Below are 17,824 nucleotides of genomic sequence, written 5' to 3'. Positions count from 1 at the left end.
CGTTTTGTTTTTTCGGCTATAGTCAGCAAAACGGTAAGGAAGTGAAATATGGATAACAACATACAAATAGCCACTTTTGGCGGCGGCTGCTTTTGGTGTATTGATGCCGCATTTAGACGCGTAAAAGGCGTGCTTAATGTCAGCTCTGGCTATGCCGGTGGTGAGATTGAAAACCCAAGTTATCAACAAATTTGTACCGGCTTAACGGGTCACGCTGAAGTGGTTCAGCTTGATTTTGACAGCAGTATTGTAAGCTATAACACCCTGCTTGAAATGTTCTTCACTTTACACGATGCCACACAGTTAAACCGCCAAGGTAATGATGTCGGCACCCAGTATCGAAGTGTTATTTATTATCATGATGAAAAGCAAAAAGCAGAATCTCAAGCCATGATTGATGGTTTACAAAAGCAAATTCGAGAGCCGATAGTAACCGAGCTGAGCCCGCTTACAAACTTTTACCCTGCAGAGCAGTACCATCAAGACTATTACAATGAAAACCCAAATCAAGGTTATTGCAGTATTCTGATTGCCCCTAAGCTTGCTAAGTTCGAACAGTATTACGCAGATAAACTAAAATGAAAAAAGCCCGCTAAGTAGGTAGCGAGCTTTTAGACGCAGAACTAATAATAACGCTGAGCGTGTTTTAACTTAAAAACGAATGACATCAACGGGCAAATTAATGTCAATTACTCGCTTTAAGCAAACAGCTCAGTTGACCTTAATGGCTATTAGAACTGATAACGGGCACCTACAAACAGGCGACGCTCAGCCGTGTTGTAGTAATAAAATTCATCGTTGATGTAATCACCATCTAGGTCTGTACCATAGGCATCAACGGCGTTGTACTCTTTATCGAATAGGTTTTCTACACGTAGTGACACAGTTAAGTTGTCAGTCGCTTGGTAGTGACCAACTAAATTCCATAACGTATAAGAAGGTAAGTGCGTTAACTTGCCATCACGATCACCACGGTATTGCATATCGATACCAGCATCAAAATCACCCCATGCTTTGTTTAATGACCAATTCACACTGTGGTTTGACACATAGGTTAGAGACTGACCTGTCTCAGTATCTTCCGCTGAAAGGTAGGTAAAGTTAAAGCTGTGATCAAAGCCAAACACTTGGTTTTTAAAGCTAAACTCAACACCTTCGTGGCGAGCTTCGTTTATATTGGTTGGGATCCACTGCCCTGATGCATTTGGTGCCCAAGCGATTTTGTTGTCGATTTCGCTGCGGAAAATCGCAATATCAAGGCTGATATCATTCACATTGAGTGATAAGCCAAGCTCTTGGTTATCTGATGTTTCAGGGTTTAACTCTGGGTTACCTGAGCCTGGGTAATATAGGTCATTAAATGTTGGAGATTTAAAGCCAGTGCTTTGACTTATGCGGAATGTCGCGATGTCATTTAAGTGATAACCAACAGCTGCAGTGTAAGTTGTTTCATCACCAAACTGCTGATCATCATCTTGGCGAACGGTTAGGTTTGCCAGCACTTGCTCGTCATCATAATAAGCACCAACAAACGCAGCGAATACTTCACGGCTGTCTTTTAAATAAGTACCTGAGTTAGTGTTCACTTCATCTTTATACCAATTCAAACCGCCACTAAGAGTCAGCGCTTGATTGAAAAAGTATTGGCCATTGTAATCGATTTGCTCACGCTCAGTTTCAAACTTATCAACCACCGTTGCGCCAGTGTAATCAATGCGTGAGTCATCTGAACTATCACTTGATATAGCAATATCAATGGAATGGCTGTGTTTTTCGAAAGCCTTTTTCCAACCTAGTGAAGCTTGGTAATTTTCGAACTCGCCTTTTTCTAAGGTGCTGTCTGCAGGGCTATAAGCGCTATCGTATTTTGCTTCGCCTTCTGAGTATTGTGCTTGCGCTAAAAACTCACCTAACTGCTCATTTTGATAACCAAGGTTAAAACCAAGGTTTTTGTTCTCGTAGCCGTCTTCATCAGGGGCTAAGCCTTGCAAAACATCAAAACCATCTGTTTTTTCATAACCGGCATTAACAGCAACATCAACACCCGCAAACTGACCACCTGTCGCTACTTGATACTCTTGGTAAGAGTCTGAGCCAAAAGTAACATCTAAGGTCGTGTTTTGTGCTTTACGCGTAATGATGTTAATCACACCAGCTAGCGCGTCAGAACCATATACTGCAGCACGTGAGCCTTTGATTACTTCAACACGCTCAATACTGTTTAAAGGAATATTGCTAATACTTTTATAGCCAAGTGTTGCAGAACCTGTGCGTACACCATCAATTAAAATAAGTGTATGACGAGAACTTGCACCACGTAATGAAACACCTGAGCTTTGCCCAAAACCACCATTGGCATTAATTTGAAAGCCTGCTTGCGTTGCCAGTAAGCTTGGTAAGTCACGCACATAGCTTGCTTCAATATCAGCGCGGTCAATGACAGTAACACTGGCTAATACATCATTAATTGATTGTTCGAATTTATTGGCAGAAACTGTGATGTGCTCGATTGATTGCTCGTCAGCAGATACAGAAAAAGACAACGCAGCAGCAACCGCTACGCCTAACGCAGATTTATTTAGCATGATATCCCCTAGCCTGTGCCCACCGCACACGCGAATAGTAAGTTACTTCAAGGCCGGTCTCCGGACTCTGTACATGCATGGCATCTACATTACCGTTGCGGGGGCAGTGTTGGCATTGTTTTCTCCCTGAAAACGCACCGACTTCCCGATTATCTTGCGACTATTTCACCCTTTGAAATAAAACGTATCTGAAGATACAGCAAACACCTCGAAAATAGGCCGTTATTGTGATGATTTTGGGGAAGAAAGTCAATGGACGGCTATACCGCTAAAGACAAGTTTTAAGTCTAAAGCTTCAAGCTGCAAGTGGAGACAGATCAAAAAAGCCAATCAGCATGGTGATTGGCTTTTATAAAACAATGATTACCAGAAGTACTCATGAGGTTTCGAGTTTCCTAACGGAAAAACAATTCCTTCTGGGTCAGCACCATTCAGCACACGCTTGCAAAGAGCTTTATTTAAGCGTCTTCTTGGCTTGGTCATCGTCATTTTCACCCACCAACTTGGTGTTTGTTGGTAAAAATAAGTACTGTGTGGACCTGTGTATTTTCTGTTTATTTTACCGTGTTTATTACGGTCAATTGTTTTGTTTTTTACTGACATAAATATCCTCTAGCTGAAAATAGCTAGAAGATATCTTTTTCTCTGTAACCTAATATTCGTCTCAAAATACGCTCCTTGTAAAGTTCAGAAACTTGCAGGCTTATAGCTTAAAACTGACAGCTTAAAGCTATAAACACAGTGTATTAATCGCGGAAGTTTTTGAACTGGAATGGTTGACCTAAATCAGCAGTACGAACAACTTGCATTGCTTCTTGTAAATCATCACGTTTTTTACCAGTTACACGTAATTCTTCACCTTGAATCGCGGCTTGTACTTTAATTTTTGAGTCTTTGATTAACTTAACGATTTTCTTCGCTACGTCTTTTTCGATACCTTGCTTAAGAGCAACATCACGCATTACGTATTTACCGCTACGCGACTCATCTCTTAATTCTAGGCTAGATACATCTAAGCCACGCTTTGAAATTTTCGCAGCAAGAATGTCAAAAAGTTGCATTACTTGTTGTGGTGCTTCAGCTTTTAACTTGATTACTTTATCACTTAGTTCGATTGATGCATCAACACCACGAAAATCAAAACGCGTCTCTAGTTCACGCTTTGCATTATCTACTGCATTCTGCGCTTCGTTCATTTCTACTTCAGAAACAATATCAAATGAAGGCATGGGGTTCTCCTAACATAGTCTTTTTTAAATTCATTTATGGTTGGCAATTATAACGCTTATTTGTCGATTCTTTCTATTTTTATCCGATTTGTTCAGGTGCGATGCAAAAATTGTTTGATATACTGGCCATTCAATTTCGGCATTTTTAGGGTTTATTGTGACAAGGCGTGTTTACCAAGTTATCTTTTTAGCCAGCATTATTGGCTTTACGATTTTGTTTGCCAAAGAAATTAAAGGGGTGAGCAACCTCTTCCCACACGTAGATAAAGTGGCGCATTTTGGTATTTTCTTCATATTAGCCATGGTGATGGATAAAGCCTTTAAATTACCACTCATGGTGCAAATTTTACTGTTAGCTGGGTATGGAGCCGCCATTGAATTTATGCAAGATATGCTGCCTTACCGTCAAGCCTCGGTTGGTGACTTTATCGCTGACTTTATTGGTGCCATCAGCTATTTTGCTATAAAACTTGGTTTTCATTTAGGTAGTAAGCAACGTAATGGCTAATGTTTTAATAGTTGGCGATGGTGCAATTGGCTTATTGTTTAGCCATTTTTTATCTGCACAACATGACATTACATTACTGACCCGCAAGCCAACCCTGACCACACGTTTTTATCAAGCAAGTAATGGTAAATCACACCCTATCAAAGCCCGTCTCATTAATCATAAAGAGCTTGGTCATTCAGCGCCCTTTGATTTAGTGTTAATCACCGTTAAAGCATTTCAAGTTCAAGCGGCCTTTAAGCAAATAAAACCTTACCTCAATGAAGACTGCCAAATCGTTATTTCTCATAATGGTATGGGTAATGTTGATGAACTTAATGCCCAGCTTTTGAACACGCAAGGATTAGCGTTTTTAACAACGCGTCTAGCTGGTTTTAAAACAACACCTTATAGCGTAAACCACACTGGAAATGGTGAAAGTGTGCTAGGCGCATGTAATGCGGCTGCAAGCGAAAGGCTCAACGAGCTTAAGCAGCAGTTTAGTTACTTACCACATTTTTCTGTGAGCGATGATATTCACTCGCTGCGCTGGCAAAAACTACTAGTGAACATTGCCATTAATCCCTTAACGGCAATTCATAACGTTAAAAATGGCCAGTTACGCGCGCCACAATTTAGCACGCGCATTATTAATTTACTTAGTGAGGCGTGTTTGGTAGCCAATAAACAAGGTGTTGATGTAAAACTCAGCGAGGCGTTGGACCAAGCCTATTCTGTGATGACAGCCACCGCTGAAAACTTTTCTTCTATGCAACAAGACATCAGCCATAATCGAGAATCTGAAATTGATGCAATTTGTGGCTATGTGTGTGAGCAAGGTGCTAAGTTAGGGATAAAAACCCCCTATAATCAAGCAATGCTAAGCATGATAAAAATTAAAAGTTGATGGGCTGCTAGCTACTAAGAGAAAGAGTAAAGAATAAAGCTACAAGGGGAAAGGAGAAAGAGTAAAGTTTCTCGTAATGATTTCAGGCATTAAAAAAGCGCGAACATGTCGCGCTTTTCTCACTATCCCTTACGGGCGATACACTTTTACGTTGCTAAAGCCTTCTTCGTGAAGGATCAGTGCTTGTAGCTGGCTCATCACACCTTTAGCACAATATAAGTAATATTCTTTATCTTTTGGTAAGTCACCAAATTTAGTCGCTAAACGGAAGAAAGGTAAATGTACAACTTCAATACCTTCAAGCTCAAGTGGGTTTGCGTCTTCTTCTTCAGGTGAGCGAATATCAACAACAACCGCTCCTTCAGGTAAATCAGATACAGACTCTGCTTCTTTCACTTCTTGCTTAGCTTCGGTGTCGATATCGCGAATATCCATCACACGTGCATTTTCAACAACTGTATTTAGCACGTCGAAATCAAACTTAGCTTCTTCGGCAAGAATAGTTTTGATTTTAGCTTTAACCGTAGGCTTTTTAGAAATTACGCCACAGTATTCAGGCATACTTTCTGCCATCTCAGCCGTACCAATTTTACGCGCAATATCAATAATATCTTGCTTATCGTGTTGGATTAACGGGCGAATGATTAAAGTTTCCGTTACACGGTCAATCACACTAAGATTAGCCAGCGTTTGGCTTGATACCTGACCAATACTTTCGCCAGTTACTAGCGCTTGTACACCTAGTTTTTCTGCAACTTGGCTACCGGCACGCATCATCATACGTTTAAGTACAACACCCATTTGGCTGTTTTCAACGTTCTCTAAAATCTCAGCAACAACAGGTTCAAAATCAACAGTAACGAACTTCACTTTGTGAGTAGAGCTGAACTGTTTCCAGATATAATAACTCGCCTGTTTAACACCGATTTCGTGCGCAGCACCACCTAAGTTAAAGAATAAGAAGTGAGTACGTGCACCTTTACGGATCATTTGATAGCTGGCAACACCAGAGTCAAAACCGCCCGACATAAGCGATAATACATCTTCTTGTGTTGGTAACGGGAAGCCCGCCATACCTAGGTGAGTTTGAGTAACGATATATGCTTTATCGTCACGCACTTCTAAACGTACTGTTACTTCAGGGTGAGATAATTTAACGCGCGCACCTTCAACATGTTGGTTTAAACCACCACCTACGTAGCGCTCTACGTCGCTCGATGTAAAGTCATGCTTACCAGAACGTTTACAACGTACACAGAATGTTTTACCCGCAATCGTATGGCCAATTAGCTCAAGTGCTTTTTGATAAATATCGTCGATTGAATCGAAGTCTGTTTCAGTAACTTCAATAAACTGTACGATACCTGGAATACGCTTTAAGCCATCGATAATATCTAAACGAACTTGCTCAGATTCTAGCAAGCTAACAACAGAGATATTATCCCAGTTGTTTCTTACCTGAACTTTTTCGTCAACACGACGCAAAACGATCTTAATGTTATTTTCTAATAACTTGGTAAAACGCTTACGAACAGATTTACTCTTGATCGCGATTTCAGGGTGTAATTTGACGATAAATTTAAGCATAGTTCACTCTTAGACTGTGGATTTCACACGCCCCAAGGTTAAGCAACCTCAAGGGCGCGCGATTATAACAAAAATTATAGCGTCTAGGAAATAAACTGCTTTGTAGGATTAGTGGTCGTTTTGCTCAGATTCAGCAAGGGCTAAATACTTTGCCCTTAATTGATTTACTTGTTCTAAGTGTTGCTCGGTGCAGTGGACTTTTAATAGCAGCAATACCTTTAAAATACCGTTATAAATATCTGCTCTGGCAAGTTCACCACTTAAGCGACGAGCTTTGATATAAGGCGTCCAAAAACTCACGGTCATTTTTAGCATATGCGCAAGTTCTGTGACATCTTCGTCTTCAATGCAAATGATACCGCCTTCACGCAATGCAAATAGCACATCTTTGACTTGCTCTAAAAGCTCAGCTTGAAACGCAATGTAGCCTTTTTTCAGCTCTTCATCACGAGATAAGATATCGCCTAAGTTGTCGTAGAAAAACTGAAAACGCCACATAAGTTCAAATAGCGAATCAAGATAGCCCGCTAGGTTTTCTAGTGCGTCGTCACCGGGAGTCAGTGGCTTAAAGTGAGTGTGTAAATGATCGCTATACAAAGCAAATATGTGACGAATAATATCTTCTTTATTTTTAAAGTGATAATACAAGTTACCTGGGCTTATCCCCATATGCGAAGCAATATGGTTAGTTGTTATGGCACGCTCACCATGGCGATTAAATAACTCGATGCTGGTGTGTATGATTTTGTCCTTTGTGCTCATAGCTTATTTACTCTGTTTTTTATGATTATTACGGTCCCCAGCCGAGCAGTATAAACAAATGCGCAGCAATTAAATACTACCTTGAAAAATATTAACCTCAATCGGTTTAGTACCTTATATAGGTGAAGGATTCTAATCCGATACGCGTATTTTCGAAGCTGCATCGTCGAGAAAACACTGTTAATATAGCAAGCAAATTTATAAATCGCTGAATGTTATGAACGTTACTGCAATCTATCCGGGCACTTTCGACCCACTTACAAATGGCCATACAGACTTAATTCATCGCGCGGCAAAAATGTTCGATAAAGTGATTGTTGCCATTGCGCATAATCCAAGTAAACAACCTTGCTTTACCCTTGATGAGCGCGTTGAACTTGCTAATAAGATTTTGGCGCACCTTGATAATGTGAGTGTGATTGGTTTTTCTGGCTTATTGGCTGATTTAGCTCGCGACCACAAAGCCGAAGTGCTTATTCGTGGAATTCGTGCGGTGTCTGACTTTGACTATGAATTTCAGTTAGCGAATATGAATCGTCGCCTAAACCCAGATCTAGAAAGTGTATTTTTAACACCGGCAGAAAAAAATTCATTTATTTCATCGACACTCGTCAAAGAAGTCGCACGCCACAATGGCGATGTAAGCGAGTTTGTTGACCCAGTCGTAGCCAAAGCCTTACAGGATAAAATTCACGGATGAAATTAAAAAAGTTCATTAGCTTAACTGCATTACTAATGATCTCTGCGCCAAGTGTTGCTGGACCATGGATAGAAAGCGACGACCCATTGCTTCGCGCTTCAATCGAAATGCTCTTTAACCAAGGCATTATTAAACAGCCAATTAATAGCTATCCATTAATGTGGCAAGGTATCGCACGCGACCTAGACGTTACCAATACCAGCCAACTTGACGAGCAAAGCTTATTTGCTTATCAGCATGTAAAACATGCTCTTGATAATGCAAAACAAAAAACCAGCTCAGGTATTCGCCTAAACTACAACAGCGAACCTCTCACTCAGCAAGGTTTTGGTAAACGCCACCAGCAAGAAAGCGGTGTAAATAGTTATGGTTCAATCACAGGGAAGCGTGTTAGCGCTAAAGTGAGTGTAAATTACGCCGATGACGCCCTTGATAAACAGCATGTTACTTATCAAGATAGCTATTTAGCCGTACTCCTGGGTAATTGGTCAATCAGTGCAGAGCAAGTTAGTCATTGGTGGGGGCCAAGTAACGATAACGCCCTACTTCTATCAAATAATGCGGCGCCAATGAAAGGTGTGCGCTTCAGCAGAGCAAATACGCAATATGTAGGCCCAAGTTGGCTGTCGTTTATCGGTAATTGGCAGTTAACGGGTATTTACGCCAAACAAAAGCCATATCTAAATAATTCAGATGACGGTGACTTTTGGGCACTCCGGTTTGCAAGTACGCCATTAACAGGCCTTGAAATAGCAATTAACAGTGCAGGCTCTGATTATTTAACTAGCCTCGAAATCAACCCTGTTACACTCGAAAGCAGTGAATCAACACACCGTTTAACGAGTTTAGATGTTAAGTACTCAACCACTTTAGCGGCGCAACCTGTGGCATTTTATGCTGAAGTAATGGGTCGAAATGAAAGTGGTTTAGCACCGAGTGAGCCATTTTATACGCTAGGCGTAGAAAGCTATTTTGGCTCGAAAGAAAGTCTATTAAAAAGCTACTTTGAATACTCAAATACAGAGCAAAGCTGTGATCAAATTAGCGATTGCGTATATGGCTCTGGCAGCTATACACAACGCTCACGCTTAATTGGTAGCTCAACACCGCTACAAAGTAAATCGGCTATCCTTGGCGCCTATTACCACACTCTAAATGGTTATGGTGGCCATGCGAAGTTACGTTGGATTGAAAGCGAAACCACACACGCTGAGCTCGCATCAGATACGAGTCAGCTGCAGTTAGAGCTTGGTTATCAGCAATCTGTGTTTAATGGTCTGTGGAAAGTGACAGGGCTTATTTCAAAAGATGAAAAAGGTGATGAGTCAGAAACAAACACAGCCCTGAGAACTAGCTGGGAATACCGTTTCTAACCAATTGGGGTCAAGCTGGTTCAGCTTGGCCTCGAACTTTCCTGTATAGCTTCACAAGCCCTAAAAAGTCTTTATTAATGAAAAGTGCGATGAGCATCATGATATCCATCAGGTTCACTGTGATACTGTAGACATCCCAGAACCACCAGCTTCCTGTATAGGCGTAGTTTATATCGAAATACATGCCTAAAAACAGTGATGAGTTAACTAAAAGCCCAGTGTATATATAAATTTTAGCTGGAACCTGATCAAGGTTTCGCTTACGAGCAATTAGCCACACAATGAGTAGTATTGCTAAATCAGATAGCGCCCAAATCACATAAGCAAAGCTTGAATCTAACATATCGTAGCCAAGCGCCACATTAAGTAGTGGGTCGCTCATCATGTAGGAGATAAACAATGCAAGTGAAATCCACATCACTGTTTTATCACCATTCGGTGCAGATGATTTCTTTACCATGTTATAAAGAAACGACATCAAGAAACCCCACATAATAAATGCTGCGAGGTACACTCCAAAATTGTCTTGGATTAGTTTAAGCATTTAACTCTCGCTGAATGCTATATTTAGTCTTAAGAAATTTTAAAAATGCTGCTAACTTAAAAAAATCTTTATTAGTTAACAGAGCGCCCAGCATGGTTAGATCCATCACATTGACTGTGACTGTATATAAATCCCATAACCACCATCTTTCTTCATTCCCGTAGACACTAACATCTAGGTATAAGCAAAAAAACAAGCTGCTATTCGTTAGCAAGCCAATTATCACATACAACTTGGCTGGAAATTTTTCTATCGAACTATTTCGACTAATAAGCAGAATGATACCCAAACAAGTCAAATCAAGAATGCACCAAATAATAAAAATAGAAGCATATCTTAACGACTCTATTTCAAAAGCCATCGATACTAATGGGTCGGTGAGCAAATAAGAGAGAAATATAGCTAAAGAGATCCACATCAAAGTTTTATCTTTATTCACAATCGAAGAGCGACTAACCATATTAAATAAAAAGGTCATCAAAAAGCCCCACATAATTAATGTGGCTAGATATGTGCCCAATGTTTGCTGAATAGTTATTATTAAATTACTAATATTCATAATTAGATTAAGACCGCAATTAGCAAATAAATGAATGGCAAGGAATAGATAAAACGTAGAAATATTTTTGGATTGCTCTTTGCTACCTAGTAGCCAAGATTGTTTTTTCTTTGCTTTTTAAACAAATAATTCTTGATTTTACTAACGAATAAAAAGTCTTTATTAGTAATTAAAGCCACTATCATTAGAAAATCGACAACGTTGACACCGATTGAGTAAAAAGTCCAAAACCACCAAACCTCACGATTCCACAGTACAATTAAGTCAATGTGAATTAGTGCATAAAGAACGCTATTAATAATTAATCCAGCGTAGATATATTTAGCTGCAGTAGATGTTTTAGACAAAAAGCGGTGTGAAACAAGTATGAAGATAAGTGTTACAAGATCATATACGAACCATTCTATATAAAGATTTGTATTTGAGCTTTCTAATTCAATGAAATGGTTGCTACTAAAATACGAAACAGCCATGAAGAAGGAAGTTATTACCAAAGACTTATCTTGATTAAGCTCACTTACATAAAAAAACAAATTAAGTAAGAACGCCATCAGCATTCCTAAAACAATAATCGTGTCGAAATGTAAACCGAGCGAGCTTAAATCAAAATACATCTAACTTATTTTTTCCAAAAATTATGTCTCTTTTTTATCTGGGAAAACTAGACCACCGCCACCGCGTTGGATTTCAGCACCGCCAGATAAAGCCAAGGCTTCACTTGATAAAGTTACTGTATCAGATTGCAGGGTTTTATTACTAGTAGTTTGTTCCAAAGCAGGCTTTGTTTGTTGCAATTGGCTGTAAGCTTGCATTTGCAATTGGCTATTGTTTGAAATTTGCATAAGTTAATTCCTTTAAGTTAATTGTTTTTTCAGTACAGCTTACAATAGCTTGTAAGCTGAGTTAAGCGCTCTCATTTTTTTGACGCTTTTTTATACTTCATCGCGACGTTGCCACCGCGCTGATAATAAAAGCAATTAACGATCCAACTTTTATAATTTTTGATCTTTTTGATCATGAAATTCAGCAAATCTAAATTTCAGGCATAAAAAAACGCACAGGGGTAACCGTGCGTTTTTCCTATCCAGGGAAAATTAAGCCAGGTGTTTACACGGGATCACCGCGCTATTACTCGGCTTTAAAATATATTCCATCGCCACTTCATCGCAATTATCTTTACGAAGGCAAAGCTCACAATCTTTGATCACTTTTTCTGGCAAACTGTCTTTGCTACAAAAACTAAATCCTTGGCTTGCAAAGAATTCTGGCACTCTTGTCAGAACAATTACCCGACTAAGCGCCAAGCTTTTGGCTTTTTTAAGCAAATGTTCAACAAGTTGACGCCCCTGCCCGGCAATTCGCGATTCAGGGTTCGCCCCAAGTGAGCGAATTTCAGCAAGACCAGTGTCGTAAATATAAAGCGATGCACAGCCAGTAACTTGGTTTTCAACCTCAGTAACAGCAAACTCATTGATTGAGTGAATCATGTCGCTCTTAGCGCGTGGTAGGTTTTCACCTACCGTTGCCCAATGCTGAATAAGCTTGGCGATTGACTCAACATCATTTAAGGTTGCGTCACGTACCGCTATTTGCTGTTTTTTTTTGCGTATTTAATGGCGCTTGTTACTTGCTCAAGTGACGAGCCACCCAGCGCTTGTCTTGCTTTAATACACGCGTCTATTTCTAATACAGGATATACATCTGATTCGAAAATGCTATGCACAGACTTAAATTGCTCTAAACTTAAATCTTCTAAGTTATTCCCTTGTGCAATAGCCATTTGCACGAGCGTACCAACAATGTGATGACCTTCTCTAAATGGAATACCTTTAGCCACTAAATAGTCAGCAAGCTCAGTCGCATTTGAGTGGCCGCCTTTTGCTGCCGCTAATGTTCTCTCTGCATTAACTTTAATACCTTTAATGCATGCCTGAGCCATATGAATACATGCCAGCCAAGTTGGCATCGCATCAAATAAGCCTTCTTTGTCCTCTTGCATATCTTTATTGTAAGCAAGTGGTAGTGCTTTAAGTGTCATCATCATGGCACTGAATGCACCAAATACACGGCCCGTTTTACCACGAATTAACTCAAGAGCATCCGGGTTTTTCTTTTGTGGCATAAGAGAAGAGCCTGATGTTACCCCATCAGAAAGCTCAATAAAGCCCGCTTCACCCGAATTATAAAAAATTAAGTCTTCTGCCATGCGCGATAAGTGAATCATCGAAATCGATGCGCAGCTTAATAGCTCAACCACAAAGTCACGGTCAGATACGGCGTCAAGGCTATTACGTGTTGCGCCGGTAAAACCTAACCCTTCGGCAAGAATTTGCCTATCAATTGGGTACGCTGTTCCAGCTAAAGCACCACTACCAAGTGGACAATAATTCATACGGTTCTTGGCGTCGGTTAAACGGCTTTCATCACGCTCAAGCATTTCAACATAGGCCATACACCAATGACTAAATAACACAGGTTGTGCGCGCTGTAAGTGTGTGTAACCCGGTAAAATAGTACCAAGCTCACGCTCAGCTAAGGCAATAAACTCACCTTTGAGCTCTGCAATTGCCTCAAGGATATGCTCAGCAGTATCACGACACCATAAGCGGAAATCGGTTGCAACTTGGTCATTACGACTACGACCAGTGTGTAACTTTTTAGCAAGGTCACCCACTTTATCAATCAGTGCTGATTCAACATAAGAATGAATGTCTTCATGCCCTGCTACAGCGACTGCTTGTGGGTTTGCTTTAACCTCATCTAGCAGCTTATTAAGTGCTGCAACGAGATCATCGTATTCTTGCTGGTTTAAAACGTTTACTTGTTTTAACGCCCCTGCCCAAGCAACTGAACCAATAATGTCTTGCTCTGCAAGTTGATAATCAAAAGGAAGTGAATCGTTGAATTGTTTAAACGCTTCATCTGGACCCGTAGAAAAACGTCCGCCCCATAGTGCCATTGAACTGTCTCCAAATTCGGCTATTGCCCTGCTCGTGCAGGGCAATAATTAAATTACTTTTTCGTTAGTGCTGAGATTCTGCTTGATAGCGAGAATAAACGAATGAAGCCTTCAGCATGTGATTGGTCATATACATCATCTTCACCGAAGGTTGCAAAGTCTTCGCTGTATAAGCTATTCGGTGATTTTTTCTGTACCGCAGTGACTTGGCCTTTATAAAGCTTAAGCACAACTTCACCCGTTGCTAACTTAGACAGAGATTCAGCACCAGCAAGAATCGAGTCTTTTAATGGCGTAAACCAACGACCGTCATACACTAGGTGAGAGAACTCACCACCAAGCACTTCTTTCCACTTACGGCTTGATTTATCTAACACGAGCTCATCAACCGCTTGAAGAGCTGCCATGATCACTGTGCCCCCTGGTGTTTCATAACAACCACGCGACTTCATGCCAACTAAACGGTTTTCTACGATATCAACACGACCCACACCATGTGGCGCAGCAATGTTATTTAATTTAACTAAGCAGTCATATGGTGTTAGTGATTCACCGTTTACTGCAACCACTTCACCTTCAACAACGTTTAATGTTACATATTCAGCTTCATTTGGCGCTTGCTCTGGCGAGTTAGTCCACGTCCATACTTGATCACTTGGTTGGCACCATGGATCTTCAAGCTCACCACCTTCATGAGAAATGTGCCAAGCGTTAGCATCACGGCTATAAATTTTTGTCGCTGAAGCAGAGCATGGAATATTTCGCTCAGCTAAGTAATCAAGTAATGATTCACGGCTTGATAAGTCCCACTCACGCCATGGCGCAATCACTTTTAGATCCGGTGCAAGGGCTGCGAAACATGACTCAAAACGTACTTGGTCGTTACCTTTACCTGTACAACCATGTGAAAGCGCATCAGCACCTACTTTACGGGCAATTTCAACTTGCGCTTTAGCAATAATCGGACGTGCCATAGACGTACCTAGTAGGTAAGTACCTTCGTAAATAGCGCCTGTTTTTAAAGTTGGGTAAATATAGTCACTGACCATTTCGTCTTTTAAGTCTACGATATGACATTCTGACGCACCTGAAGCAATCGCTTTTGCTTCAACGCCTTCGAGCTCTTCTGCGCCTTGGCCTACATCAGCAACAAACGCGATTACTTCACAGCCGTAGTTTTCTTTTAACCATGGCACGATTGCCGATGTATCAAGACCACCAGAATAGGCTAGTACGACTTTTTTAATTGAACTCATTGGTGTTCCTTAAACAAAATTTGGATTTAATAATGTGACAAGTAGAGCGTTTTGCGCATGCATACGATTCTCTGCTTGTTGAATAATTTTTGATGCTGGGCCATCCATTACCTCAGAGGTAATTTCAAACTCACGATGCGCTGGCTGACAGTGTAGTACAGTCTGCGCACCTGTTTTCTCTAATAGGGCTTGGTTAAGCTGATAAGGCATATATTTAGCTTTTACCTGCTCAAGCGGTGTTTTATCACCCATTGAAACCCAGGTATCAGCATAGACTGCATTTGCGCCAACTGCCGCCTCAATTCTGTCACTTACCATAACAGACGCACCATTCATTGCTGCAATTTGCTCTGCTTGCTTGAGAATTTGTGAATCTGGCGAACTGCCTTTAGGACAAACTGCAACAAAATCAGTGCCTAAAGTGGCAGCTAATAACATTAGAGAGTGTGTGACGTTGTTACCTTCACCTAAGTAAGCAAGCTTTAGTTTGCTAACATCGCCATGCACTTCTTGCAGCGTTAAAAAGTCAGCAAGCGCTTGGCATGGGTGATATAAATCACACAGGCTATTAACGACAGGCACCGATGAGTACTCAGCAAGTGTAGTCAGTGTTTTGTGTGCATACACGCGAGCAACAATGCCATCAGCCCAAGCGGAGATATTAAGAGCAAAGTCTTTAACTGATTCACGAGCACCCATGGCACCATTTTGTGAATCTAAATAAACCGCATGACCGCCTAATTTATTAATACCAATATCGAATGATAAACGGGTACGTAAGCTGGGTTTTTCGAACAAGGTAACCACTGATTTACCCGCTAATGCTTGGCTAAAATCAGCTGGATTTGCTTTAATTTTTTGCGCTAAGTTAAGTAATTTAAGGGCGCCTTTTTGGTCTAATTCAAGACCATTTAAGAAATTCTTTAACATGAAATACCTATGGTGTAATTTTCGTTCCTACATGCTCGCCTTTTAATAAAGCGACTAAGTTCTCTGGCTTAAGCCAGCTTGAGATATACACACCACGTCGTAAATGTTGGGCAGCAAGAAGGCTGGTCTTTACTTTGACCTCCATCCCGCCCTGAATAACTCCTTCAAGGATAAGTGTTTCGATTTGCTGCGTATTAAGTTGATGTAGTGGCTGCTTATTTGCATCTAGTACCGCTTCTACATCAGTCATAAAAATAAGTTCTGCATCAAGCTCTTTAGCGATAGCCGCTGCGGCTTCATCTGCATTGACGTTGTACCATTGGCCATCTTCCCCAAAGCCAATAGAGCTCACAAGGGGTAAACGACCTTGTTCAAGTAAGCTAGGTAGCACGCTGTCACAACTACCTGAACACTGACCTACTTGCGCCAATACTTTAAGTTTCTCAGTGACCAATACACCCGCTTCATAAAGGCTTAAACCCACTGGTTTGTGGCCAGCGCTGATTGCTTGGCTCATCAATTGTTTATTGGCACAACCTGCAAGGGCACCAACAATATAAGGCATTTGCTCATTTGGACTGATACGTAAGCCTTGATGTTTTGCAGTTACAAAACCTGCGTCTTGTAACCAAGCATCCACTAAGGCACCACCACCATGAACAATGACAAAGTTATCTTGTTCAGAGGCTAAAACATCAAAAAGCGCTTTTGCTGCATCTGCGCTATTTAACACAGCACCACCGACTTTAATGATCCAAGTTTTCATTACAGCGCTCCTACTAAACCAGTGTGGTGAGGTTCACCCATGGCTAAATTAATACACTGTAATGCTTGTCCTGCCGCGCCTTTTAGAAGGTTATCAATTGCTGACATAACGATGAGTTGCTCATCTTTTTGTTGCCATGCAATATCAACAAATGGTTGTTTAGCGACGCCTTTGATGCTTGGAATTTTATTACCAAGTAAGCGAATTAACGGCTCGTTAGCTAACACTTGATATGCCGAGCTCACTTGCTCTGCTGTTACGCCCGGTTTTAATTGCACATAAATAGTTTCTAAAATTCCGCGAGGAAAATTACCTAAATGTGGGGTGAATAAAACAGGGTGACCAAGGTGCTGCTCAATCTCAGGTGTGTGTCTGTGATTAAACAAACCATAAGGAGCAAGTGACACTTCGCAGAAATGCGTATTAACACTGGCCTTTCTGCCAGCGCCTGTAACACCTGACACCGCATTAACTATAATGGCTTGATCAGCTAATAGCCCAGCTTCTTTAAGTGGTTTTAAAGAATTAAGTGCTGCGGTTGGGTAACAACCCGCTACAGCAACAAGGTTTGCTTTACTGATCGCATCACTATTCCATTCAGCTAAACCATATGCAGCTTGTGTTAAAAGCTCAGGATGTTCATGTGCGAAACCGTAATAAGTTAGGTAATCCTCATTCCCAGCTAAACGGAAACCACCAGATAGGTCGAATACTTTTTTACCCATGGCTAAAAATTGGGGAGCAAGATCAACACTGACCTTGTGGTCTGTACACAGGCACACATAATCAGCATTATTTTCGATATCTTGGAAAGCCTCAGCTGTTAGAGGCTGTAGTGGATACTCTAACAATCCAAGGTGCTCAGGGTATAAATCGCTTAATAATTTATCTTTATCTAAACTCCCTTCAGACACATAACATGCTTGTAGGGTCAGTTTTGGATGCTTAGCAACTAAACTTGCTAGCTCTGCGCCGCTATAACCACTTGCGCCAATAATCACTACATTCATTGCTTACTTTTACCTATTAAATCTGTTTATCGATACGCCTAAAATTACTCGCACAATTGCGAATAAAAACACTGTCTAAAGTAATGAAATCAGGTTATCGTCGTTTCGTGTTCATCGTACAGCTTTACTAATATTTATGCTTAAAAAGTGAATTGATATTCATCATAAAT

The 17,824-nt window shown here is 40.7% G+C and carries 18 protein-coding genes, 1 pseudogene and 1 riboswitch; of the genes and pseudogenes, 5 read left to right on the top strand and 14 right to left on the bottom strand.

The window, feature by feature from the left end; translation table 11 throughout:
* The first annotated feature begins 48 nt into the window (after positions 1-48).
* The gene (gene msrA, locus NH153_RS09425) at positions 49-582 is read left to right on the top strand and encodes a peptide-methionine (S)-S-oxide reductase MsrA (protein ID WP_063703182.1); all 534 of its coding nucleotides are present in this window, start codon (positions 49-51) and stop codon (positions 580-582) included.
* A gap of 149 nt (positions 583-731) precedes the next feature.
* Here the strand turns inward: msrA and NH153_RS09420 are convergent, their stop codons facing one another.
* The 3 genes from NH153_RS09420 to NH153_RS09410 all read right to left on the bottom strand — a co-directional run bounded on the left by NH153_RS09420 (position 732) and on the right by NH153_RS09410 (position 3,814).
* Positions 732-2,585 carry a TonB-dependent receptor domain-containing protein gene (locus NH153_RS09420; RefSeq protein WP_063703180.1) on the bottom strand — a complete coding sequence of 618 codons (1,854 nt, stop codon included), beginning with the start codon at positions 2,583-2,585 and terminating at the stop codon, positions 732-734.
* Between the two features lie 34 nt (positions 2,586-2,619).
* Positions 2,620-2,775, bottom strand: a riboswitch (cobalamin riboswitch).
* Positions 2,776-2,948: 173 nt separating this feature from the next.
* Entirely contained in the window at positions 2,949-3,188 is a 240-nt protein-coding gene (locus NH153_RS09415) for a hypothetical protein (RefSeq protein ID WP_063703179.1), read from the bottom strand.
* A 143-nt stretch (positions 3,189-3,331) separates the two neighbouring features.
* Positions 3,332-3,814: a YajQ family cyclic di-GMP-binding protein gene (locus tag NH153_RS09410; protein ID WP_063703177.1), complete on the bottom strand. Its 483-nt coding sequence runs from the start codon at positions 3,812-3,814 to the stop codon at positions 3,332-3,334.
* A 157-nt stretch (positions 3,815-3,971) separates the two neighbouring features.
* On the opposite strand from NH153_RS09410, the gene NH153_RS09405 reads away from it, so the two are divergent.
* Positions 3,972-4,322, top strand: coding sequence for a VanZ family protein (locus NH153_RS09405; RefSeq protein ID WP_063703175.1), 351 nt, complete (start codon positions 3,972-3,974; stop codon positions 4,320-4,322).
* Positions 4,315-5,208 (top strand): ketopantoate reductase family protein, encoded by an 894-nt coding sequence (locus tag NH153_RS09400; protein ID WP_063703172.1) that lies wholly within the window; start codon positions 4,315-4,317, stop codon positions 5,206-5,208. The genes NH153_RS09405 and NH153_RS09400 overlap by 8 nt, the downstream gene beginning before the upstream one ends.
* A gap of 129 nt (positions 5,209-5,337) precedes the next feature.
* Here NH153_RS09400 and thiI read toward each other — a convergent pair whose 3' ends face one another.
* Both thiI and NH153_RS09390 read right to left on the bottom strand, forming a co-directional pair.
* A complete protein-coding gene (thiI, locus tag NH153_RS09395; protein ID WP_063703169.1) occupies positions 5,338-6,795 on the bottom strand; it encodes a tRNA uracil 4-sulfurtransferase ThiI in 1,458 nt (485 codons plus the stop codon).
* Between the two features lie 108 nt (positions 6,796-6,903).
* A complete protein-coding gene (locus NH153_RS09390; RefSeq protein WP_063703164.1) occupies positions 6,904-7,557 on the bottom strand; it encodes a TetR/AcrR family transcriptional regulator in 654 nt (217 codons plus the stop codon).
* Positions 7,558-7,774: 217 nt separating this feature from the next.
* Between NH153_RS09390 and coaD the strand changes: the two genes are divergently transcribed.
* Complete coding sequence (gene coaD, locus NH153_RS09385) at positions 7,775-8,257, top strand: pantetheine-phosphate adenylyltransferase (RefSeq protein ID WP_063703162.1); 483 nt, start codon at positions 7,775-7,777, stop codon at positions 8,255-8,257.
* The gene (locus NH153_RS09380; RefSeq protein WP_063703160.1) at positions 8,254-9,630 is read left to right on the top strand and encodes a capsule assembly Wzi family protein; all 1,377 of its coding nucleotides are present in this window, start codon (positions 8,254-8,256) and stop codon (positions 9,628-9,630) included. Before coaD ends, NH153_RS09380 begins: the two co-directional genes overlap by 4 nt.
* Positions 9,631-9,640: 10 nt before the next feature.
* On the opposite strand, the gene NH153_RS09375 is transcribed toward NH153_RS09380, so the two are convergent.
* The 9 genes and pseudogenes from NH153_RS09375 to argC all read right to left on the bottom strand — a co-directional run bounded on the left by NH153_RS09375 (position 9,641) and on the right by argC (position 17,654).
* On the bottom strand, positions 9,641-10,174 hold the full coding sequence (locus NH153_RS09375; protein WP_063703158.1) for a hypothetical protein: 534 nt from the start codon (positions 10,172-10,174) through the stop codon (positions 9,641-9,643).
* Positions 10,167-10,733 carry a hypothetical protein gene (locus NH153_RS09370; RefSeq protein WP_156503622.1) on the bottom strand — a complete coding sequence of 189 codons (567 nt, stop codon included), beginning with the start codon at positions 10,731-10,733 and terminating at the stop codon, positions 10,167-10,169. Before NH153_RS09370 ends, NH153_RS09375 begins: the two co-directional genes overlap by 8 nt.
* An 86-nt stretch (positions 10,734-10,819) precedes the next feature.
* The gene (locus NH153_RS09365) at positions 10,820-11,284 is read right to left on the bottom strand and encodes a hypothetical protein (protein WP_063703154.1); all 465 of its coding nucleotides are present in this window, start codon (positions 11,282-11,284) and stop codon (positions 10,820-10,822) included.
* 84 nt (positions 11,285-11,368) lie between these two features.
* The gene (locus tag NH153_RS09360; protein ID WP_063703152.1) at positions 11,369-11,575 is read right to left on the bottom strand and encodes a hypothetical protein; all 207 of its coding nucleotides are present in this window, start codon (positions 11,573-11,575) and stop codon (positions 11,369-11,371) included.
* A 252-nt stretch (positions 11,576-11,827) separates the two neighbouring features.
* Positions 11,828-13,692 (bottom strand): annotated as a pseudogene (gene argH, locus NH153_RS09350) (argininosuccinate lyase).
* Between the two features lie 53 nt (positions 13,693-13,745).
* Positions 13,746-14,948: an argininosuccinate synthase gene (locus tag NH153_RS09345; RefSeq protein ID WP_063703147.1), complete on the bottom strand. Its 1,203-nt coding sequence runs from the start codon at positions 14,946-14,948 to the stop codon at positions 13,746-13,748.
* Positions 14,949-14,957: 9 nt separating this feature from the next.
* Entirely contained in the window at positions 14,958-15,878 is a 921-nt protein-coding gene (locus NH153_RS09340) for an ornithine carbamoyltransferase (protein WP_063703145.1), read from the bottom strand.
* Positions 15,879-15,885: 7 nt separating this feature from the next.
* A complete protein-coding gene (argB, locus tag NH153_RS09335; protein WP_063703143.1) occupies positions 15,886-16,644 on the bottom strand; it encodes an acetylglutamate kinase in 759 nt (252 codons plus the stop codon).
* Complete coding sequence (gene argC / locus NH153_RS09330) at positions 16,644-17,654, bottom strand: N-acetyl-gamma-glutamyl-phosphate reductase (RefSeq protein ID WP_063703140.1); 1,011 nt, start codon at positions 17,652-17,654, stop codon at positions 16,644-16,646. The genes argB and argC overlap by 1 nt, the downstream gene beginning before the upstream one ends.
* Positions 17,655-17,824 lie beyond the last annotated feature (170 nt).

It is taken from the genome of Pseudoalteromonas gelatinilytica, from assembly GCF_001641615.1.
Taxonomy (GTDB): domain Bacteria; phylum Pseudomonadota; class Gammaproteobacteria; order Enterobacterales; family Alteromonadaceae; genus Pseudoalteromonas; species Pseudoalteromonas gelatinilytica.
Note: the sequence above shows the minus strand (reverse complement) of the source record. Positions and strands in the feature narration are given on the sequence as shown.